General features: G+C 51.7%; 22 protein-coding genes. 11 read left to right on the top strand and 11 right to left on the bottom strand.

What is annotated here, in order from left to right; all coding sequences use genetic code 11:
• Positions 1–97 precede the first annotated feature (97 nt).
• The 4 genes from BN1190_RS04610 to mutY form a co-directional block, all read right to left on the bottom strand.
• Positions 98–1,843, bottom strand: coding sequence for an ABC transporter ATP-binding protein (locus tag BN1190_RS04610; protein WP_040285832.1), 1,746 nt, complete (start codon positions 1,841–1,843; stop codon positions 98–100).
• A 50-nt stretch (positions 1,844–1,893) separates the two neighbouring features.
• The gene (ntdP, locus tag BN1190_RS04615; protein WP_040285833.1) at positions 1,894–2,439 is read right to left on the bottom strand and encodes a nucleoside tri-diphosphate phosphatase; all 546 of its coding nucleotides are present in this window, start codon (positions 2,437–2,439) and stop codon (positions 1,894–1,896) included.
• Between the two features lie 150 nt (positions 2,440–2,589).
• The gene (locus tag BN1190_RS04620; protein WP_244898671.1) at positions 2,590–2,832 is read right to left on the bottom strand and encodes a gamma-type small acid-soluble spore protein; all 243 of its coding nucleotides are present in this window, start codon (positions 2,830–2,832) and stop codon (positions 2,590–2,592) included.
• Between the two features lie 60 nt (positions 2,833–2,892).
• Positions 2,893–3,945, bottom strand: coding sequence for an A/G-specific adenine glycosylase (mutY, locus tag BN1190_RS04625; RefSeq protein WP_040285834.1), 1,053 nt, complete (start codon positions 3,943–3,945; stop codon positions 2,893–2,895).
• 123 nt (positions 3,946–4,068) lie between these two features.
• On the opposite strand from mutY, the gene BN1190_RS04630 reads away from it, so the two are divergent.
• A complete protein-coding gene (locus BN1190_RS04630; RefSeq protein ID WP_040285835.1) occupies positions 4,069–5,055 on the top strand; it encodes a metal-dependent hydrolase in 987 nt (328 codons plus the stop codon).
• Positions 5,056–5,066: 11 nt separating this feature from the next.
• Here the strand turns inward: BN1190_RS04630 and BN1190_RS04635 are convergent, their stop codons facing one another.
• Positions 5,067–5,399 (bottom strand): YfhH family protein, encoded by a 333-nt coding sequence (locus tag BN1190_RS04635; RefSeq protein ID WP_040285836.1) that lies wholly within the window; start codon positions 5,397–5,399, stop codon positions 5,067–5,069.
• Complete coding sequence (recX, locus tag BN1190_RS04640) at positions 5,389–6,201, bottom strand: recombination regulator RecX (RefSeq protein ID WP_040285837.1); 813 nt, start codon at positions 6,199–6,201, stop codon at positions 5,389–5,391. Before recX ends, BN1190_RS04635 begins: the two co-directional genes overlap by 11 nt.
• 87 nt (positions 6,202–6,288) lie before the next feature.
• On the opposite strand from recX, the gene BN1190_RS04645 reads away from it, so the two are divergent.
• A complete protein-coding gene (locus BN1190_RS04645; RefSeq protein ID WP_040285838.1) occupies positions 6,289–7,191 on the top strand; it encodes a TIGR01777 family oxidoreductase in 903 nt (300 codons plus the stop codon).
• A 62-nt stretch (positions 7,192–7,253) separates the two neighbouring features.
• Complete coding sequence (locus tag BN1190_RS04650) at positions 7,254–8,060, top strand: polysaccharide deacetylase family protein (protein ID WP_082023264.1); 807 nt, start codon at positions 7,254–7,256, stop codon at positions 8,058–8,060.
• A 78-nt stretch (positions 8,061–8,138) separates the two neighbouring features.
• Here the strand turns inward: BN1190_RS04650 and BN1190_RS04655 are convergent, their stop codons facing one another.
• A complete protein-coding gene (locus BN1190_RS04655; RefSeq protein WP_040285839.1) occupies positions 8,139–9,305 on the bottom strand; it encodes an MFS transporter in 1,167 nt (388 codons plus the stop codon).
• A gap of 64 nt (positions 9,306–9,369) precedes the next feature.
• On the opposite strand from BN1190_RS04655, the gene BN1190_RS04660 reads away from it, so the two are divergent.
• From BN1190_RS04660 to BN1190_RS04670, 3 genes are all read left to right on the top strand, one after another.
• Complete coding sequence (locus BN1190_RS04660) at positions 9,370–9,753, top strand: OsmC family protein (RefSeq protein ID WP_040285840.1); 384 nt, start codon at positions 9,370–9,372, stop codon at positions 9,751–9,753.
• A gap of 291 nt (positions 9,754–10,044) precedes the next feature.
• Complete coding sequence (locus BN1190_RS14990; protein WP_098060113.1) at positions 10,045–10,209, top strand: SE1561 family protein; 165 nt, start codon at positions 10,045–10,047, stop codon at positions 10,207–10,209.
• 293 nt (positions 10,210–10,502) lie between these two features.
• A complete protein-coding gene (locus BN1190_RS04670; protein ID WP_040285841.1) occupies positions 10,503–12,407 on the top strand; it encodes a heavy metal translocating P-type ATPase in 1,905 nt (634 codons plus the stop codon).
• Positions 12,408–12,426: 19 nt separating this feature from the next.
• On the opposite strand, the gene BN1190_RS04675 is transcribed toward BN1190_RS04670, so the two are convergent.
• Positions 12,427–13,458, bottom strand: coding sequence for a YihY/virulence factor BrkB family protein (locus BN1190_RS04675; RefSeq protein WP_082023265.1), 1,032 nt, complete (start codon positions 13,456–13,458; stop codon positions 12,427–12,429).
• Between the two features lie 29 nt (positions 13,459–13,487).
• Positions 13,488–13,865, bottom strand: coding sequence for a hypothetical protein (locus BN1190_RS04680; protein ID WP_040285842.1), 378 nt, complete (start codon positions 13,863–13,865; stop codon positions 13,488–13,490).
• Between the two features lie 220 nt (positions 13,866–14,085).
• Here BN1190_RS04680 and BN1190_RS04685 point away from each other — a divergent pair, with 220 nt between their 5' ends.
• Positions 14,086–15,462 (top strand): alanine/glycine:cation symporter family protein, encoded by a 1,377-nt coding sequence (locus BN1190_RS04685; protein WP_040285843.1) that lies wholly within the window; start codon positions 14,086–14,088, stop codon positions 15,460–15,462.
• A 41-nt stretch (positions 15,463–15,503) separates the two neighbouring features.
• Entirely contained in the window at positions 15,504–15,725 is a 222-nt protein-coding gene (locus tag BN1190_RS04690) for a DUF1128 domain-containing protein (RefSeq protein WP_040285844.1), read from the top strand.
• A gap of 122 nt (positions 15,726–15,847) precedes the next feature.
• Here the strand turns inward: BN1190_RS04690 and motB are convergent, their stop codons facing one another.
• Positions 15,848–16,618 (bottom strand): flagellar motor protein MotB, encoded by a 771-nt coding sequence (gene motB, locus BN1190_RS04695; RefSeq protein WP_040285845.1) that lies wholly within the window; start codon positions 16,616–16,618, stop codon positions 15,848–15,850.
• On the bottom strand, positions 16,602–17,417 hold the full coding sequence (gene motA, locus BN1190_RS04700) for a flagellar motor stator protein MotA (protein ID WP_040285846.1): 816 nt from the start codon (positions 17,415–17,417) through the stop codon (positions 16,602–16,604). The genes motB and motA overlap by 17 nt, the downstream gene beginning before the upstream one ends.
• Positions 17,418–17,606: 189 nt before the next feature.
• Here motA and BN1190_RS04705 point away from each other — a divergent pair, with 189 nt between their 5' ends.
• The 3 genes from BN1190_RS04705 to BN1190_RS04710 all read left to right on the top strand — a co-directional run bounded on the left by BN1190_RS04705 (position 17,607) and on the right by BN1190_RS04710 (position 19,757).
• The gene (locus tag BN1190_RS04705; RefSeq protein ID WP_040285847.1) at positions 17,607–18,839 is read left to right on the top strand and encodes an aminopeptidase; all 1,233 of its coding nucleotides are present in this window, start codon (positions 17,607–17,609) and stop codon (positions 18,837–18,839) included.
• Between the two features lie 99 nt (positions 18,840–18,938).
• Entirely contained in the window at positions 18,939–19,079 is a 141-nt protein-coding gene (locus tag BN1190_RS14995; RefSeq protein ID WP_179860749.1) for a hypothetical protein, read from the top strand.
• 96 nt (positions 19,080–19,175) lie between these two features.
• The gene (locus BN1190_RS04710) at positions 19,176–19,757 is read left to right on the top strand and encodes a beta-class carbonic anhydrase (RefSeq protein WP_040285848.1); all 582 of its coding nucleotides are present in this window, start codon (positions 19,176–19,178) and stop codon (positions 19,755–19,757) included.
• Positions 19,758–19,885 lie beyond the last annotated feature (128 nt).

Consider the following 19,885-nt stretch of genomic DNA (forward strand, 5'->3'; position numbering starts at 1 on the left):
CAGTATTATACGGTTTTTTAATCTCAAATCAAGGTAATTTTCAAAGCAATCAAAAAAAACAGACAGCGAGGGAGCATTCTCCTGCTGTCTGCTACGGTTAAACGGATTGTACTTTGAAGAGATCGTAATAGGTGCCTTGCTTATTCATCAGCTCGGCATGCGTCCCCTGTTCTTTCAGCTCCCCATGACTGATGACGAGTATTTTGTCAGCATGGGTGATGGTGGAAAGCCGATGGGCGACGATGATCGTCGTCCTGTTGTGCGCGAGCCGGCTGAGCGATTCCTGGATAAGTGCCTCACTTTCCAGGTCGAGCGCTGACGTTGCTTCGTCCAGTATGAGCATCGGCGGGTCTTTCAGAAACACACGGGCGATCGACAGGCGCTGCTTCTGGCCACCTGACAGTTTCACACCCCGCTCGCCGACTTCCGTGTCATACCCTTCCGGCAGCTCCATGATGAACTCATGGGCGTTTGCAGCTTTCGCGGCTGCGATCACTTCTTCTTCCGTCGCATCCGGGTTCCCCATCATAATATTGCTGCGGACGGAATCACTGAACAGTATACTGTCCTGCAGCACCATGCCGATCTGGTCTCGGAGCGATTTCGTCTGGATATCCCGGATGTCAATGCCGTCAATCTTGATGGCACCGGCTGTGACATCATAGAACCGGGGGATCAGGCTGACAATCGTCGATTTCCCCCCGCCGCTCATCCCGACAAGTGCAGCTGTCTGCCCGGGTTCCACTGTGAAGTTCATGTCGTCCAGGACCGGTATCCCTTCTTCCTCATACGCGAAGCCGACATGCTCGAACTCGACTTTCCCGCGGATCGCCGGCAGCGGACGCGCATCCGGCTTATCGGTCACTTCGTATGGTTCCTCCATCAGTTCGAGGACACGGTCCATTGACGCGAACGACTGGGTGAGCGAAGTCGATGCATTGACGAGCCGGCGCAGCGGACTGTACAGCCGTTCGATATAGGCGATGAATGCCACCATCGTACCGACGGACAGGCTGCCGTTGATGACCTGATAGCCTGCGTAACCGATCACAAGCAGCGGTGCCACGTCCGTGATCGTATTCACAACTGCGAACGCTTTCGCATTCCATTTCGTATGCTGGATCGCTTTGTCCAGGAACTTGCCATTCACATCATCGAACCGCTTCTGTTCAGTATCTTCAAGCGAGAAACTCTTGATGACACTGACGCCCGCCACCCGCTCATGCAAATAGCTCTGGACGTTGGCCAGCGACTGCGACCGTTCGCGCGTCAGTGTCCGCAGCTTTCCGAAGAAGTGCTTGACGCTATACGCATAGAACGGGAAGGCAAGAAGTGTCACGATCGTCAGCGGGATATCCATCGTCATCATGATGACGATGGCGATCAGGATCGTCGCAACATCGAGCCAGACGTTCATGAGTCCGATCATCACGAAGTTCTTTGTCTGCTCGACGTCATTGATGATCCTTGAAATCACTTCGCCTGCCCGTGTTTCCGTATAGAAGCGCAGGCTCAGCTTCTGCAGATGGCCGTACAGGTTCTGCCGGATGTCGTAGAGAATCTTGTTGCTGACGTATTGCGCATAATATTGCCGATAATACTCGACCGGCGGACGGATGATGAAAAAGACGAGTGCGGTGCCGCCGAGCCAGTAAAACAGCTGCTTCGTCTGCTCTGCAGCCGTCATTGTGTCGGATCCGATGATCGAGTCGATCACGATCTTGATGAGAAACGGGATGAACAGCGGAATGGCGAATTTCACGATCCCAATGACAACCGTCAGGACGATCATCCAGTTATACGGTTTAACAAATTTCAAGTAGCGTCTGATACTTTCCCCCATGCAATCCCTCCTCGAGAAAAACCGGCCGCAGACGAAAGCAGCCGGTTTCCCTAGTGTTCCTTCTTCAGGTTCTTATAAAACTCATAGCGTGATGTCCAGACGTCGATGAAATCGGGAGCGAACGGTCCTTTTCTCTGCTTGATCCAGCTCAGGAGCATTTCCAGGTTGCGCCGCAGGATCTTGTCGATCACTTCCGGGTAGCCCATCTGCTTCTTATGGTCTGCGTATTCGTCCTCATCGAGGATCAGGTAGCTCATGTCCGGGAATACTTTCACGTCCAGATCATAGTCGATGTATTTGATCGAATTGTTATCGAATACGAACGGCGAGCTGATATTGACGTAGTAGTACACTCCGTCTTCGCGGAGCATGCAGATAATATTGAACCAGCGCTCTGCGTGGAAATAACAGATGGACGGCTCGCGTGTGATCCACGTACGGCCGTCCGATTCCGTGACAAGCGTGCGGTCGTTCGCACCGATAATAATATTGCGCGTGCCTTTCAGGACCATCGTCTCCTGCCATACTCTGTGGATATGGCCATCATGCTTATAGCTATGTACTTGTACAACTTCTCCTTCTTTTGGAATGTCCATCGTAAAAACCACCTTTTTCAGCCGGGTAATTGTTCGTCCATTATTATCAGACCATTATACCAACCGTTCCTGAAAATAGAAAACGTTAGTGCCTGGACAAGAAAAAACCGGCAGGAGTCCAATCCCCTGCCGGCCGGTGGTGTCAATCCATTATTTTGTCTGGTCTCCGTAACGATTTGCACGCTGGCCGGAAGCTTGGCGTTTGTTCGCTTCAGCTTTCCGGTTCTGCTCTTTTACGTGCTGTACATCTGTTTCAGCTCCGAACTCCTCGTTTGAATACGGGTTGTTCTGTGCCTTTACATGTTGTACATCGGTTTCAGCTCCAAACTCTTCATTCATTTGCGGTGTGTTCTGCTGCTTGTTTTTCTGGTTCCGCTGGTTGTTGGTTGTCATGGATTTTTCACCTCCGTAACAACTAGCATAACCAGTGCACGGAAAATTATCCGGCGTCCATCAATTTTTGATGGCTGCCCATAATATGTTCATCGGCTTCGACTTCGGCAGGCTTTCCAGGTCGTCTTCAGTGAAAAAACAATATCCTTTAGGCAGCGGCGATTCGTCCAGCAGTTCAGCGAAATGACCGCTTACCTGCCAAGTGACATGCGAAAAGGCGTGTTTAAATTCGGTGAACGGCGTTTCGTCCACCACCGCCAGCAGTCCGCTTCCGTCCGCAAGCGAAGCCGATAGCGCTGCACCATTGCCGTCTTCGATTTGCGGAAATTCATAGAAGTCACCGAGAAGGCCGCCGGATGGCCGCTTCCTCAGCAGCCATCTGCCCTTCAGATCCCGGATTCCAAAGGAACGTACATCCACAGATCGGTTCTTCGTCTTTTTCGTTTTGACGGGAAGTTCCTCCTGAATGCCTTCTTCAAATGCATCGCAGAATTCCCTGACCGGGCAGAGAAGGCAGCGCGGCCTCGGTGTGCAGATTGTCGCCCCCAGTTCCATCACCGCCTGATTGAAGGAGGATGGATCGGTCTCATCGATGATCTGCATCACCTTTTCTTCGAACACTTTTTTCGTTTTCGGAATGGCGATATCTTCCCGTATGAGGAACAGGCGGGAAAACACCCGCATGACATTGCCATCTACGGCATGTTCAGGTATTCCGAATGCTATACTGAGGACCGACCCCGCCGTATAGGGGCCGATCCCTTTCAGTTTCAATATGTCTTTACGGCTCCGTGGGATCTCCCCGCCGTACTGTTCCACGACTTCCCGGACACCTGCCTGTAAGTTGCGGACCCGGGAGTAATAACCAAGGCCTTCCCAGTGTTTCAGTACGTTCTCTTCATCTGCGTACGCCAGGGCCTCCATTGAAGGGAATGATTCGAGGAACCGATTATAGAACGGGATGACGGTTTCCACACGCGTCTGCTGGAGCATCACTTCCGAAACCCAGATCTTATAGGGATCGGATGTCCGCCGCCATGGCAGATCGCGCTTTTCATGCGCATACCATGCCAGCAGCCGTTTATTGAATTCTTCTTTCTGATCGATATTCATGGACTTGCTCCTCATTGTGTTGTTATTGCTTTTAGGTTGTCCTGAAATGGGTATATACTGAACAGGAACTCAGGAACTGCACCGTTCATACGTGCAGATCGTTCCATGTAAAGGGGTGATGTTTTGGACACAGGTACGCACATAGCCATGGGGATAGCGATCAGCGGTCTGGCAATGGCAGATCCGGTTGTCGCCTCGCATTCAGCTACCATGGGGCCGGTATTTGCCGGCATCATGCTCGGGTCCCTGGCACCTGACATCGATACCATACTGAAATTACGGAATAACGCTGTTTATATAAGGAATCACCGCGGAATCACACACTCCATACCTGCAGTGCTGCTGTGGCCTGTGCTGATTTCGGCCATGCTGTACTTATTCGTACCGGAAGCGAATTATCTTCATCTGTGGTCATGGACGTTCCTTGCTGTCTTCATTCATGTCTTCGTGGACATCTTCAATTCATACGGAACACAGGCGCTCCGGCCGTTTTCCCAGAAGTGGGTCGCCCTCAGCGTCATCAATACGTTTGACCCGATTTATTTCGGTCTGCATGCGGCTGCCATACTTGCTTGGCTGCTCGGCGCACCGCCCGTCCGGACGATGATTGTCCTGTATATCCTGATCTTCCTGTATTATCTTCTGCGGTTCGCAGTGCAGGCCGCAGTCAAACGGGCTGTCTGCAATACGATTCCCGACGCTGTCGATGTGTACGTCGCACCGACGATGCGCTTCTTCCAGTGGCGGATCGCCGCATCCACGAAAAAGGATCACTACGTCGGCAGGGCATACGGCCGGTCGATCAGCATATATGACCGGTTCGACCGGAAACCGCTTCCCGACTCCTTATATGTGGACGCAGCGATGACCGACAAGAATATTGAGGCGTTCATGTCATTCTCTCCGATCTACCGCTGGGAAATCACCCAGGTCGATATGCTGACGGAAGTCCGCCTGATCGATTTGAGATACCGGAGCAAGACCTTCTATCCGTTTGTCGCAGTCGCCCATGTGGATGAGGACATGAATGTCGTCAACAGTTATACCGGATGGATCTTCTCCGAAGATAAATTACGGAAGAAGCTGAACTTCATCCAGCAGGATTCCTGACAGACGGGGCATCACTTGCCGGATTTCACCGACTTGAGCATTGCAAGCGGCAGAGCCTCTTCTGCCAGCTCGCTGCCGAGCCGGTATCCCCACGCAAAGCGGCCTTTCAGATAGTCCACTTTGAAGAAGTTCCCTTCATCCCCTTGGATTTTGTAGATTTCTCCGGGGATTATACTGGCAGGATCGATCAGGAAGGATTGCGCCATTAGTGCTTTCCGCTGGTAAACGGCGAATTCGTTCAGAATCCCGAGCTGCTCCGCCTTCCTCGCTTTTTCCATGAGACGGGCGATTTCTGCACGCAGCTCATGCTCTGTCATCTGGCTGTATGATTTTTCATTCTCCATCTTCTTCAAGCTCCTTTTTCTCAATGAATGCATCGATGCGGTCAAATGGGATGCCTTTCTGGTACATCGCCTGCTTGACCCGCTGTTTGCGTTCGTAGCCCTTATATTTTGCGTTGATGCGGCGCCACGCTTTTTCACCCGCCGTCTCGGTGATGGATGTCCATTCATCCTCATCCGGTTCGAATTCGATCGATCCGACTGCTTCCTTGATGATATCGAAGGAGAATCCTTTCCGCTGGAGCGCATTCTGGATCCGCTGCTTCAGCTGAGCCGGTGCAACTGCGGAATGTTTTCTGGCCGCTTTGTCGGCGAGGCGTTTTGCAGTGGCAAGCTGTTCCGCCGGGTCATACTCTTCCAGCACCGCTTCCTGGACTTCCGGGTCGATCCCTTTTTTCTTCATTTCCGCTTTAATGGCGTTCGGCCCCTTTCCGGATGCGGTTTTCTGATTTTGCAGCAATGCTTCGGAATATGCCTGATCATCCAGGAAACCGAGTTTTTTCAACTTGAGCAGGGCTTCCCGGGTGACCGCCTCACTGAACTCCGCCTCGAGAAGCTTCTGTCTGACTTCCTGTTCACTTCTCATACGGCGGCCGAGATAGTGGAGCGCCCGATTGAAGGCACGCTGGATCTCTTCTTCATACACCAAGTCTTCCTTGACCCATTCATCCAGCGGCATCCCTTTCGTCAGGCCGAATTTAATGAGATTCGTTTCATGGACACTGAACGAATAGACATCATCCAAGAATATATTGAAGCGTTCCTTGTCTTTTTTCTGCTGTGTGATTTTAGTAATGACCGGCATGCTGACACCCCCATTTACTTCAAGTATAGACGTTCGCAGGCAGCACGTCAGCTGAACCGTATCATCCAATCGAAAGGAGTGGATACAATGGAAATTCTGATAACCGGAGGCACCGGGTTCGTCGGTTCCCGGCTGGTCCGCGCGCTGCAGGGCGAACAGCATTCACTGACCATCCTGACCAGAAGCGGCTCACGGGAAAAAGATGGGATCCATTATGTACAGTGGCTCAAACCCGATGCCAGACCTGAAGAACTTGTGACGCCCCCGGATGCTGTCGTTAACCTGGCCGGCATCTCCATCAATGACGGCAACTGGTCGGAAGAACACCAGAAAAAAATCTATGAGAGCCGGATGGAGGCGACGGATGAACTGCTGCGGATCCTCAGTACGTTCAGCAAGAAGCCGGCAGTCTTTGTCAACGCAAGTGCTGTCGGTATCTATCCGACATCCGAAACGAATGTCTACACGGAACAGTCGGAGGAAATCGCTCCTGACTTCCTCGGCAGGACGGTGCATGACTGGGAAAAGAAGGCGGCGGCCATGGAACAGTACGGCACCCGTGTCGTTTTCACACGCTTCGGAACAGTACTCGGTGAAGACGGCGGTGCATTGCCGGTAATGGCACTCCCATATAAACTGTTCGCCGGAGGTCCGATCGGTTCCGGACAGCAATGGATATCGTGGGTCCACGTGGAGGACGTCGCAAGGGCCATCCGGTTTGTCATCGACACGCCGTCGATGCACGGTCCTGTCAACGTCACAGCTCCGGCGCCTGTGCGGATGTCAGAGCTTGGCCGGACGATCGGTTCGTTGCTGCGCCGGCCGCACTGGCTCCCTGTGCCGGCGTTCGCCATGAAGGCGCTGCTCGGCAATAAAAGCAAACTCGTCCTCGAAGGCCAGCATGTCCTTCCGGAGAAATTAATCGACAGCGATTTTGAATATGCGTATCCCGCAATCCGGCCGGCACTGGAAAACATACTGATCGATTGAAACGGCGGACGTATAGAATACCCGGTTGCGCACACCTTAGAAGAAAAGGAGTGTGTTCGCTCATGATGGAACAGCATGGACCCGGTATTTTAATGGCCGCTTTCGTTATTGTTATCGGTCTTTCGTTCAACCCGTTTGCCGCACATGCGGATGAATTCCACTGGGGCTTCAAAAAGTCGCAGAACGGGGAGCCTCCGAATGCGGGCGGTGCGCTGGAAGGGCTTCTCGACGACCACGGGGCGATCTACAAAGGGAAACCCGATAAGAAAATCGCCTATCTGACATTCGACAACGGCTACGAGAACGGTCTGACCGAAAGTATTCTGGATACGCTGAAAAAAGAGGAAGCGCCGGCAACGTTCTTTCTCACCGGTCATTATTTGAAAAGTGCAGCCCCGGTCGTCAAACGTATGGTGAAAGAAGGGCACGGCATCGGCAACCACTCGTTCGATCATCCGAACATGGCGAAATTGTCACCCGCTGGTATGGAAGAGGAATGGAAAAAGTTCGATGCACTGCTCAAAAAGACGGCAGGCGTGGAGCGGACGGTCTATGCGAGACCGCCGGAAGGGATTTTCAATGAAGAGGTTCTGTCTGTCGGCAACGCGCTTGGATACCGGCATATTTTTTGGTCAGTCGCGTTCATCGACTGGTATGCGGATAAGCCGAAAGGCAAAGCATACGCATACAACGAGCTCATGAACCAGCTGCACCCGGGTGCAGTCATCCTGATGCATACCGTCTCGACCGATAATGCTGAAGCCCTTCCCGATTTCATCCGCGATGCGAAGAAACAGGGCTACACATTCGGATCGCTCGATGAACTAGTCATGGAGTACGAAGATATCCAGCTCGGTCTCGCGAATTGACCGACTGCATACTGACAGGCTGTTCCGCTTCGTGCTGACATACGCGGAACAGCCTGTTTAACATATAATTATTCATTGTTACGAAGCTGTCTGTTTCTTCCCTCTCAATGTCAGCAAAAACAGTGTGCCGAGAATCGCGCTGAACAAATACAGGTAGCTGCCCTGCATCGTTTCAAGAACCCAGCCGCCGAGGATCGGCCCGGCCAGGCTGCCAAAACTGAAAAATATTCCGCACAGCAAATTGCCTGTCGCAAGCAGCGTCTTCGGTGTCAGATCGGACATATACGCCACGCCGAGTGAAAACAGCGAGCCGCAGAAGATGCCGCCGACGAAAAATGCAGCCATGATGACAAGCGCAGCCGTGTTGAAGACAGCGGCTGTTGTAAAGGCACCTACTCCCCCTCCGAGCGCAATCAGCAGCACAGGCCGCCGCCCGATGCGGTCAGACAGAATGCCGAGCGGAACTTGGGATAAGATGCCCCCGATCGCGAAGGAAGGGATGATAAGAGAGACCATCGTCAGCGGAATCCCATTCCGGAGAGCGAACACCGGAAACATCGCATTGAGGGAGGATTCCAGGAAGCCGTATGCGAGCGGGCCGAGTAATGCGACCCAGGCAGCAGCCACCGTCGTCTTCGCCCGCTTGAAGAAGCGGCCTTCCGAGACGGCCCCCACTGCCGTTTCCGGGAAATCATTCCGCAGCGTGAACACCAATGCCCATGCCATGAGTGTGAGCCCGGCGGAGACGATGAATGGCAATCCCTCGAAGACTGAGACAAGCGGCACGAACATCGGTCCGACTGCGAAGCCGGCACCGACGGACAGACCGTAGATGGAAATGCTCCGTCCGAGACGCTCAGGCGGCACACTGCTCGTCACCCATGTCTGAGTAGCAAAATGTAGCGCATGATCCCCGATGCCGATCAGCAGGCGCAGCACAAACCAGAACACAACGCTTTTCCACACAGGAAATGACAGCAGCGAGACCAGGACGACGAGTCCCCCTGCAATGATGACCGGTTTGTATCCAAATTTGCGGAGCGGTGCCTCCATGAATGGCGAGACGAGAAGAGTTCCTATGTATAGACCTGTAGCATTCAAACCGTTCAGGGTGCTTGAGATACCGTCCCGTTCGAAAATAGACGAAATAAGCGGCAGCAGCATCCCTTGGGAAAATCCTGAAATAGATACGATGATGACGAGCACCCAGAACCGGTGCCGCATCTTCTGTTCTGCAGCTTCCATGCATTCCACACCCCTTTTGAAACAAAAACCTCTATAATGATAGCATAACGAGGAGGGATTATTCATGAAACTTGAAATGACAGAACATGGATTTGAAACCGAAACGGAATTTGGGACATTAACGATTTCGTCAAATGAGGAAAAAGGATTCCGTCCGTATCAGCTGATGGTGTCTTCCATCGCCGCATGTACAGGCGGCGTCATGAGGAAGATCCTCGATAAGAAACGGACTCCTGCCGAGTCGCTGTCAATTGAAGTGAAAGACGTGCAGCGTTCGCAGGATGACGCCAGCCGCCTTGAAAAGATCCACCTCCACATCACAGTGCGTGCAGAAGGCCTGACGGAGGAAAAGATTCCGAAAATCATGGAACTGACAGACAAGAACTGTTCCATGTACCAATCCGTCGCGGGCTGTATTGACGTAGTGAAGACTGTGGAACTTATCTGAAGACACATGAAAACCCGGTCTCTTCCGCTAGAGGACGAGCGCCGGGTTTCATGTTGGTAAATAAGTATCCATGGTCATATCACGAATTCGCCAGCAGATTTTCCACTTCCAGACGTCTTCGAATCGCCTCCTTCTTTGGTAAGGATCCTTGTACGCCTCCTTCCTGTTTTGGTTATCCTCATCCTAACATGGCTGAATTTTTATTCAAATAGTCTAAATGTATCATATTTTCAGTTTATTGATTCTCCTATGTATCTCCTGTAGACTGATGAACAGAAAGAGGTGTCTGTTTTGCAAAGCTCACAACCTTCACAAGTGGAAGAACTCAAGGAACGGCTCAGTCAATTCCTTGAAACCCTGGACTCCATCGAGCCGGAGACAACTGACTTGGATGAGATCGACCATTTGATCCGTCTCGTCGACGATCTTGAAATCCAAATGGGTAAGTTGAAATGAAATCCTGGAACCGCGAATAGCCGGACACTCCTGCAAAGGAGCTGTTCGGCTTTTTTTGCGGCCTTCCGTCTGGCCCGGTATGGCCGCATTGCTCCCCCTTCTGCTCTGAATATAAAAATCCCCATTCTTAATTGTTCACTTTCCGACTTGTTGTGGTATAGTATAGTATAGATGATAATAATTATAAATAAGTAATATGTATCATTACATGTGTATTCAAGTTGGAAATGCTGAATTTCAAATCATTATTAGAAGAATGAAAGTGAAACTCATTCTCAATTAGGAGGGATACTATGGTCATTCACACAGCAGCAGAGGAAACGAGATCATTTGACTGGAAAGAGCACCTCGAGCTGGCAATGGCAATCATTTCAGGGGTACTGATCATCGCCGCCTGGCTGAGCGGCAAAAATGGTGCTGAGATGTCTTCAATCGTTTTGTATGTCATCGCTTTTCTGATCGGCGGGTATGCGAAAGCGAAGGAAGGTATCGAAGAGACGATTGCGAACAAGGAATTGAACGTCGAGATGCTGATGGTGTTTGCTGCTGTCGGATCCGCCATGATCGGATATTGGGCGGAAGGCGCCATCCTGATCTTCATCTTCGCGCTGAGCGGTGCGCTGGAAACGTACACGATGAACAAAAGCCATAAGGAAATCTCTTCACTCATGGAACTCCAGCCTGAAGAGGCCCGGCTGATCCAGGAAGACGGATCGGAGGAAAGCGTGCCGACCGCATCCCTGCAGGTCGGTGCAAGGCTTCTGGTGAAACCTGGTGAGCGGATACCTGTGGACGGTTCGATTTTGAAAGGAACTACGTCTGTCGATATGTCAGCCATCAATGGCGAATCCGTACCTGCCGATAAGGCAGCAGGTGATGAGTTATTCGCAGGGACTGTCAACATCAGCGGCGTCATTGAAATGGAAATGACGAAACCGAGCAGTGAGTCTCTGTTTCAGAAGATCATCGCAATGGTTCAGAACGCGCAAAGTGAAAAATCACCATCTCAGCAGTTCATCGAGCGGTTTGAAGGAAGCTATGTGAAGGTGGTGCTCGTCGCTGTCGCAATCATGCTGTTCCTCCCCCACTACCTTGTCGGATGGGACTGGACGACAACGTTCTACCGGGCGATCGTCCTCCTGGTGGTCGCTTCACCTTGCGCATTGGTCGCTTCGATCATGCCTGCAACCCTTGCAGCAGTCTCCAATGGAGCAAAACGGGGAGTTCTCTTCAAAGGCGGCGTCCATCTGGAGCACTTGAGTTCACTGAAAGCGATCGTCTTCGACAAAACCGGAACATTGACAACAGGACGGCCGGTCGTGACCGACTTCATCGTGCGGGATGGTGCGTCAGAAGAGGAGACCCTTTCTCTTCTTGCCGGCATCGAATCCCGCTCCAACCACCCGCTCGCATCTGCGGTGACGGCCTATGCAGCAGAACGCGCCGTGTCGCTGAGACGCGACTTCCAGATCGAGGAGGTCCCAGGCAATGGGCTCCGTGCATATCCGCCGGAGGGTGAAGTGATCGTGGGAAGTCCGCGATTCGTCGGTGAATCGGAAGCACGTGCATTCCGAGACGGCAGTGCCTTCAATCTGACGGAAGATGGCAAAACGCTTGTCTTCATCAGAGACCAGGAAGGGATCCTGGCAGCGGCCGCGCTGCAGGATGTCATCCGCCCTGAGGCTGTGCGGGCCATCCAGGAATTGAAACAGGCCGGCCTGAAGACGATCATGGTGACAGGTGACAACGAAAAGACAGCCCGGGCCGTTGCGGCACAGGCTGGCGTCGATTCCTATGCTGCAGACTGTCTGCCTGATATGAAGGTCGAGAAAGTGAAGGAGCTGATGCAGCAGTACGGAACGGCAGGGATGGTCGGTGATGGTATCAATGATGCGCCAGCGCTCGCCACAGCGACGAGCGGCATCTCGATGGGTGAAGGGACTGACGTCGCGCTGGAGACAGCGGATGTCGTCCTCATGAAGAACGACTTGACGAAGCTCCCCTATACAATCAAGCTGTCCCGCAAAATGCAGCGGATTGTCAAGCAAAATGTGTTCTTCTCGATTTTCGTCATCGCGGTATTGATCGTTTCGAACTTCATGCAGGCGGTCGATCTGCCCCTCGGTGTCATCGGCCACGAAGGCAGTACGATCCTCGTTATCCTGAATGGCCTGCGTATGCTGAACTCAACAGACTAAAAAACAATGCTCCAGCCGCTTAGGCCGGAGCATTGTTTTTTTGCTGTCTGATTTTTTCCACGCGCTCTTTGGCAACGGCATTGATCTGCCCGCCGATCATCAGGATGATCGAAGAGAAATAGAGCCACAGCATCAGGATGATGATCGTTCCGATACTTCCGTACGTGTTGGCATAACTTCCGAAATTCGAAACATAGAACGAAAATGCAAGTGTTGTGATGATCCAGCCGATCGTCGCAAACAGCGCTCCCGGCAGAGCAGCCTTGAACGGTATCTTGACGTCCGGCACGAGCCAATAGATGAGTGTGAACACGACGGCGATCAGCACAGGCGGCAGTATGAACCGCAGCGAGTTCCAGATGGTCGCGAACCCTTCTTCCAAGCCGAAATACGAGAAGATGACCGACCCGATCTGCTGCCCGAACACCGGCAGAACCAGTGCCACTACGACAACAAGGACGAGCATGAGCGTGAATACAATGGACATCCCCCGCTGAATGATGAAGGAGCGTGAGTCTTCCTTGAAGAACGAGCGGTTCAGCGCTTTCGTAACGGCATTCATCCCTTTGGAGGCTGACCAGATCGTCGCCAGGATCCCGACCGAGAGCAGACCGCCGTGGCGGTTCGACAACACTTGCGACAAGTTGTCATCGATCAGTTTCGCAACTTCGGCAGGCGCATAATCACGGATGAACATCATGATCTCCGCCTGATCCAGGTTCAGATACGGCAGCAGGGTGAACATGAAGATCAGCAGAGGGAACATGGAAAGCAGGAAGAAATACGAGAGTTCAGCACCGAGTCCCGATACGTCCACCGTTTTTACCCGCAGAATAAGCTCTTTCATGAATCCGTCTTTCGTTGTTACGTCGAATGAATGGATATCCCCTTCCTTCACATCAGCCACGAATCCTCCGACTTTTGTATCTGAAAAGCCACTCGACTGATTATTGGACCGATGGGATACTTGGTTTATGTACTGCTTGTCCTGATGGGCCTTCTCGAGAGAAGGCGACCCATCGGACTTATTCTTTTCGTCTTGTTTATTCAATGCGCTTCACTCCTTCGGGTGCTGCTTCGTCAGGTAGTCGCTTTTGCTGCGGATTTCGAAGGGTCTTTCAGAATCTCTTCGTATTCTTCCTTCGAACCGGTGAATGTCTCTTTCGTATCCGTCACAAGTTCTTTCACTTGCGGAGTCAGGGACTTGAGCTCTTCCACTTGTTCCTTGATGTAGGAAACGTCTCCTGAGAGCTGATCGTATGCCGCCTGGAACTTGTCTTTCTGCTCCATCAGTTTCTGTTTCAGCGTATCCGGGTTCTTTGCGTAGTAGGAGAGCTCATTTGCAGTCTTTTTCGATGTCGATACAACAGTTGTACGGGTCGAGCGGTCGATCATCGCAGCCGCTACACCGAGTAATGCACCAATCAGGACAAATCTTCCGAGTTTACTGTTTCCCATTTCAACGACCTCCAAAATGTGTATTGAATTTCTTACCGTATTATACCCGGGTCAGTAAGAAACAAACAAACACATACGCATAAGAAAAAAAGTACTTGACGCAGGACTATAAGTTTCGCAATATTAATAATAATCAAGTATATGATTTTTAGGGAGGGGATCCACTTCAATTCTTTCAAAACATGATCAGGACACGACCACACATTAGGGGGGATCGGGGATGGAACAGGTACAGAATTTTTTAGGGAAGATGAGTGATATCGTTTGGGGGCCGCCTCTGCTCGTATTGCTTGTGGGAACCGGTATTTTTCTTACATTCCGGCTGACCTTCATCCAGTTCAGGATGCTGCCGTATTCACTGAAGCAGGTGTTTTCAAGAAAGCATGACAAAAAAGCGGATGGCGATATCAGTCAATTCCAGGCTCTCATGACCGCCATGGCGGCGACCGTCGGGGTCGGCAACATCGTCGGTGTCGCCAGTGCCGTGGCAACCGGAGGTCCGGGAGCGATCTTCTGGATGTGGGTGGCCGGGTTATTCGGGATGGCGACCAAATACGGTGAAGCAATCCTGGCCGTCAAGTACCGTGTCAAGGATGCGAACGGGCAGATGGCCGGCGGGCCGATGTACTATTTGGAACACGGCCTGAAACAGAAATGGCTCGGCGTCCTATTTGCAGTGTTCGGCGCGTTTGCTGCGTTCGGCATCGGTAACGGGACACAGTCAAAAGCTGTTGCTGACGCCATGAACAACGCATTCAATGTCCCGTTCTGGATTACAGGCATCGCGCTTGTCATCTTCGGCGCCTTGGTCATCCTGGGCGGCATCAAGTCTATCGGGCGCGTAACCGCTTTCTTCGTACCAATCATGGCATTGTTCTATTTCATTGCAGGTGCAATCATCCTTATTACCAACTTCAATCTGGTTCCGGCTGCATTCGGTCTGATTTTCAGTGACGCGTTTTCCGGGCAGGCGCTTGCCGGAGGTGCAATCGGTACGGTCATCCGTTTTGGCGTTGCACGCGGTCTCTTCTCGAACGAAGCCGGCCTCGGTTCCGCACCGATCGCTGCCGCGGCAGCGCGTACGGATATGCCGGGTCGCCAGGCACTCATTTCCATGACGCAAGTGCTGTTCGACACACTCATCATCTGTTCTATCACTGGAGTTACAATCGTCATGTCCGGCCAGTGGGACAAAGGAATCGACAAAGGTGCACTAACAGGGGAAGCATTCGGCACATTCCTCGGCAGCGCCGGACCAATGATCGTTACGATCGGGCTTATTTTCTTTGCAACTTCCACCATTCTCGGATGGAGCTATTATGGAGAGAAATGTTTCCAGTACTTGTTCCCGAATCCGAAGGCGGTCTTCGCCTACCGCATTATCTTCGTCCTTTTCATCTTCGTCGGAGCTGTCGCAACGCTTGATGTCGTCTGGTCTCTGGCTGACGTGCTGAACGGCCTGATGGCGATTCCGAACCTCATCGGACTTCTTGGTCTGTCGGGAGTGATCGTCTATGAGACGAAACGATTCCAGGCAAAGATCAAAGAGGAAAAGCAATTGGAATCCGGTGTTCCGGTTGACACCAAAGCGAAATAATGGAATGATGGGTTCCATAGAAACCGAAAGGCGGAAACTCTATGGATCTTACACAGCCCACTCCTGAAAATGTCTCGTATATGATCGATCAGATTAAAGAAAAGCTGCGGATGGTGAATGTCGATGCCATGAAAGCTGAGAACTTCAGCACATCCCAATACGAAGACTTGCACTATATCTATGAAATGGTCATGAAGCGTGACAACATCACGCCGAATGAAATGCAGGCGATCGTGTCGGAACTCGGCTCGCTCCGCAGCTGACACGATCTGATGAAATAAGGGATGGGTCCCGATTGGTGATCCATCCCTTTTCTATTTGATGGGCACTGGATGCACGTTAAAAGGACTGTCCCGTTTACCGGGCCAGTCCTTTTCTGTTTGTGTTATTCGGACGGGGCTTCATAAGCTGATCCGTCTTTCAGGACAAGCGGCTGGATCAGCACTTCCACACGCCGGTTCTTCGCCCGCCCGGCTTCTGTGTCATTGGTTGCAATCGGGCGGAATTCCCCGTACCCTTTCGCACTGAACACCATCGGGTCGATCTTGTCATTCTCAGCGATGATGGACAGGAAGTTGACGGCGCGCATGACGCTCAGCTCCCAGTTCGATTTGTAAGCTCCGCTCAGCATCGGCACATTGTCCGTATGTCCGGTGATGACGATCTGTCTCGGTTTTTCAAATACAAGCAGCTTGGCGATATCGGTCGCAATCGACTTATACTGGCTGTCGATCTCCGCCCGTCCCGGTCCGAACAGTACACTGTCCCGGATTGTTACGAGCAGACCTTCTTCCGTCAGTTTCGTATCGAACTGGCCTTCCAGCTCATTATCCGCGATATAGTCTTCCAGGTTCTCCTGTATTTCACCGAGCGAGCGCTGGTCTTCCAAATAAGAAGAGTTTTCGTTTTCGGTGTCTTCACCATTTTGCGGCACTGGCATGGTCGTAGGGGCGGAACTTTCCATTACACCGTTGCCGCCATCGAAGATTTCACTGAACACGGAAGACAGCTGGCTCAGTTTCGCTTCATCAATGGAACTCGATGCAAAGAGAACGATGAACAGCGCCAACAGCAGCGTCAGCAAATCAGAGTACGGGAGGAGCCAGGACTCATCCACGTGGTGCTCTTCTTTTTTACGTTTACGCTTCTTCGGCAACTTCCCCCGCCTCCTTGCCTTTCGGATCTGCATTGGCTAATTTGCGGCGTTCCTCCATAGACAGATATGAAGACAATTTCTGTTCGATCACCCGGGGCGCTTCTCCTTCCAGGACGGACAGGATCCCCTCGATCATCATGTTCTTCTGCCGGACTTCTTCAGCTGACTTCCTTTTCAGCTTATTTGCAAATGGATGCCACAGCACATACCCTGTAAAAATCCCGAGAAGTGTCGCAATGAATGCTGCGGAAATTGCATGTCCGAGCTTCTCGATATCATTCATATCACCAAGAGCGGCAATCAGGCCGATGACCGCCCCGAGTACTCCGAGTGTGGGCGCATAGGTGCCCGCCTGGGAAAAAATCTGTGAACCGGCTGAGTGGCGTTCGGCCATGGCATCGACCTCTTCGCTGAGCACGTCCCGTATATAATCCGCATTCTGACCGTCGATGGCAAGCCCCAGTCCGTTTTTCAGGAATGGGTCCTCTATGGAATCGGTCTGCGCTTCCAGGGACAGCAGTCCTTCCCGTCTTGCCACATCAGCCCAGGAAGAGAACATCCTTATGATATCCGCGTCGGACGACAGTTTCTGTTCCTTGAAAAGTATACCGAATAATTTCGGCACCCGTTTGATTTCATTCATAGGGAACGCAATCACGACAGAAGCGATCGTTCCGAAGATGATGATCAGGATAGCTGCAGGGTTGATCAGACTGGACAGGGCAGCACCTTTGAGGAACATCCCGACTCCAAGTGCCACGACCCCGATGATCAGACCAAATACTGTTGATAAATCCATGCAAAGACCTCCATGTCTTTCATTCTGCTTATTATTTCGTCAAAATCTGCTAGTTCTTTAGAGGATCCGCAGAGAAATCTCGACAAGTTTGCCCTGTGTCTGCTGAAAGCGCTGCCAATACTTTCTTTTTGCACTTTTCGAATCCTTCTTGGTACTATAAGGACAGACAGGGAAAGGGGTTAGACAAGTTTGAAAACATTTGAACAGCAATTGCAGAATTACGCAGAACTGGCCGTGAAGGTCGGTGTCAATATCCAGCCGGATCAGAAATTATTCATCAGTGCGTCGATCGATACGGTGGAATTCGTCCGTATCATTGTCGAAAAAGCTTATGCAGCAGGTGCCCGGCAAGTATTCGTGGACTGGAGCGATGATGTCGTATCACGAATCCGCTACGAGCAGGCACCAGCCGATTCGTTCGCCGAATTCCCTTCTTGGAAAGCGGACGAGCGAGTTGAGCTCGCGAAACAGGGTGCCGCATTCATGAGCATCGTCTCGCAAAGCCCGGATCTCTTCAAAAACGTAGATCCTTCCCGTATCCGTGACGCTCAGAAGGCAAGCGGGCAGGCGCTCGATGAGTTCCGCCAGATGATGCAGGCAGACAAAGTGAGCTGGACTGTCGTCGCAGCACCTTCGAGGGACTGGGCAGCCCTCGTCTTCCCCGACCTTCCGGAAGCCGAGCAGGTCCCCGCATTGTGGGAAGCGATCTTTAAAGCCGTCCGGGCGGACAAAGAGAACCCGGTTGAAGAATGGAAGCAGCACGACAGCACGCTGCATGAAAAAGTCGATTATCTGAACGGGAAACATTATAAGAAACTGCATTACACCGCCCCGGGGACCGACCTGACCATTGAGCTTCCCGAGAAGCACACATGGTGCGGTGCCGGCAGTGTGAATGCCGACAAAACGGAATTCATGGCTAACATGCCGACAGAGGAAGTGTTCACAGCCCCTCTGAAAACGGGTGTCAATGGATATGTATCCAGTACAAAACCGCTCAGCTACGGCGGAACGATCATCGATGATTTCAAAATCACATTCAAAGACGGTAAAATCGTTGGCGTGACAGCCGGCAAAGGGCAGGATGTCCTGGAGAACCTGATTGAGGCGGATGAAGGCGCAAAGTATTTGGGTGAGGTTGCGCTCGTTCCCCACGAATCACCGATTTCCGCATCCGGCCTGTTATTTTACAATACGCTGTTCGATGAGAACGCATCCAACCACTTGGCGATCGGCAGTGCTTATGCATTCAACCTTGTCGGCGGCAAAGAGATGGACCGCAAACAGCTAGAGGAGAATGGGCTGAATCAGAGCATCACGCACGTCGACTTCATGGTCGGTTCCGGTGATATGGACATCGACGGCATCTTGGAAGACGGCACAACCGAACCGGTCTTCCGCAGCGGAACTTGGGCTTTTTAAACAAGATTTCACACCAACTGGCCAAATTCGCTTAAAATCCTTCTCGAAATAAGGTATACTGGTAAGAGATACTGATTATTAAAAGAGAGGAGACTTATTATGGCCTTGCTTATCGTTACAGTTCTTGGGTTCATGGTTGTCTTCAGCATTGCTGCGATGTTCATTATCCATTATATGAACGATTCTCTGGTTTCGCACGATTCGGAAACAATCGATCCTAAACCGGATGTCCGTTATTAACGCACTATCCTCTTGTCATCGAACACATACAGAAAAAAAGGGCGGCCGCTTGGCGCCCTTTTTGTTTCTGATATCCTAATTACGGAGGTACTGACCATGACAAACCTTTCAGCCATCCTGGACCATAATGCGAAATTTGTGGATGAACACGAATATGAGAAGTATGTAACAACCAAGTTCCCGAACAAACGGATCGTCATCCTGACTTGTATGGATACACGGCTGATCGAACTCCTGCCGAAAGCGATGAACCTCAAGAATGGAGATGCCAAAATTGTCAAGAGTGCGGGCGCCCTTGTTGCACACCCGTTCGGCAGTATCATGCGGAGCCTGCTGATTGCCGTCTATGAACTGCAGGCCGACGAAGTCTACATAGTCGGACATTACGATTGCGGTATGAGTTCCATCAATACGGATGCAATTATCGACAAAATGGTGGACCGGGGAATCGACAGGGATTTGTTCAGTACGCTGACTCATGCCGGTGTCGACCTGGAAGGCTGGCTGCACGGTTTCAAAGACGTCAAAGAGAGTGTGAAGCAGAGCGCTGACGCTGTACGCAACCACCCACTTATGGACAAGACTGTCCCTGTGCACGGGCTCGTCATCGACCCCGAGACAGGACGTCTCGATGTCATAGAAGACGGCTATGAGAAAGTGTCCGGATCGGGAAACTGAAATCCGCCTTATTTCCCGGGAAATAGACAAAAAACGCATTTTGCAGACTGGAATGGTCTGCGAAATGCGTTTTTCAATGGTGAAACAGAATCCGGAGACGGCTTTTCAAATACCGCCACGCGGCCTTA

Origin of the sequence: Sporosarcina koreensis, assembly GCF_000826145.2 — a bacterium.
In the GTDB taxonomy this organism is placed as follows: Bacteria; Bacillota; Bacilli; order Bacillales_A; family Planococcaceae; genus Sporosarcina; species Sporosarcina trichiuri.

Coding starts and splice junctions, on each gene's coding strand:
- BN1190_RS04620 (WP_244898671.1), bottom strand. CDS start 2,832: ATGACAACCAACAACCAGCGGAACCAGAAAAACAAGCAGCAGAACACA.
- BN1190_RS04655 (WP_040285839.1), bottom strand. CDS start 9,305: ATGGAAGCTGCAGAACAGAAGATGCGGCACCGGTTCTGGGTGCTCGTC.
- BN1190_RS04690 (WP_040285844.1), top strand. CDS start 15,504: ATGGATCTTACACAGCCCACTCCTGAAAATGTCTCGTATATGATCGAT.
- BN1190_RS04685 (WP_040285843.1), top strand. CDS start 14,086: ATGGAACAGGTACAGAATTTTTTAGGGAAGATGAGTGATATCGTTTGG.
- mutY (WP_040285834.1), bottom strand. CDS start 3,945: ATGAATATCGATCAGAAAGAAGAATTCAATAAACGGCTGCTGGCATGG.
- BN1190_RS14995 (WP_179860749.1), top strand. CDS start 18,939: ATGGCCTTGCTTATCGTTACAGTTCTTGGGTTCATGGTTGTCTTCAGC.
- recX (WP_040285837.1), bottom strand. CDS start 6,201: ATGCCGGTCATTACTAAAATCACACAGCAGAAAAAAGACAAGGAACGC.
- ntdP (WP_040285833.1), bottom strand. CDS start 2,439: ATGGACATTCCAAAAGAAGGAGAAGTTGTACAAGTACATAGCTATAAG.
- BN1190_RS04680 (WP_040285842.1), bottom strand. CDS start 13,865: ATGGGAAACAGTAAACTCGGAAGATTTGTCCTGATTGGTGCATTACTC.
- motA (WP_040285846.1), bottom strand. CDS start 17,417: ATGGATTTATCAACAGTATTTGGTCTGATCATCGGGGTCGTGGCACTT.
- BN1190_RS04635 (WP_040285836.1), bottom strand. CDS start 5,399: ATGGAGAATGAAAAATCATACAGCCAGATGACAGAGCATGAGCTGCGT.
- BN1190_RS04645 (WP_040285838.1), top strand. CDS start 6,289: ATGGAAATTCTGATAACCGGAGGCACCGGGTTCGTCGGTTCCCGGCTG.
- BN1190_RS04670 (WP_040285841.1), top strand. CDS start 10,503: ATGGTCATTCACACAGCAGCAGAGGAAACGAGATCATTTGACTGGAAA.
- BN1190_RS04650 (WP_082023264.1), top strand. CDS start 7,254: ATGATGGAACAGCATGGACCCGGTATTTTAATGGCCGCTTTCGTTATT.
- BN1190_RS04660 (WP_040285840.1), top strand. CDS start 9,370: ATGAAACTTGAAATGACAGAACATGGATTTGAAACCGAAACGGAATTT.
- BN1190_RS04710 (WP_040285848.1), top strand. CDS start 19,176: ATGACAAACCTTTCAGCCATCCTGGACCATAATGCGAAATTTGTGGAT.
- BN1190_RS04610 (WP_040285832.1), bottom strand. CDS start 1,843: ATGGGGGAAAGTATCAGACGCTACTTGAAATTTGTTAAACCGTATAAC.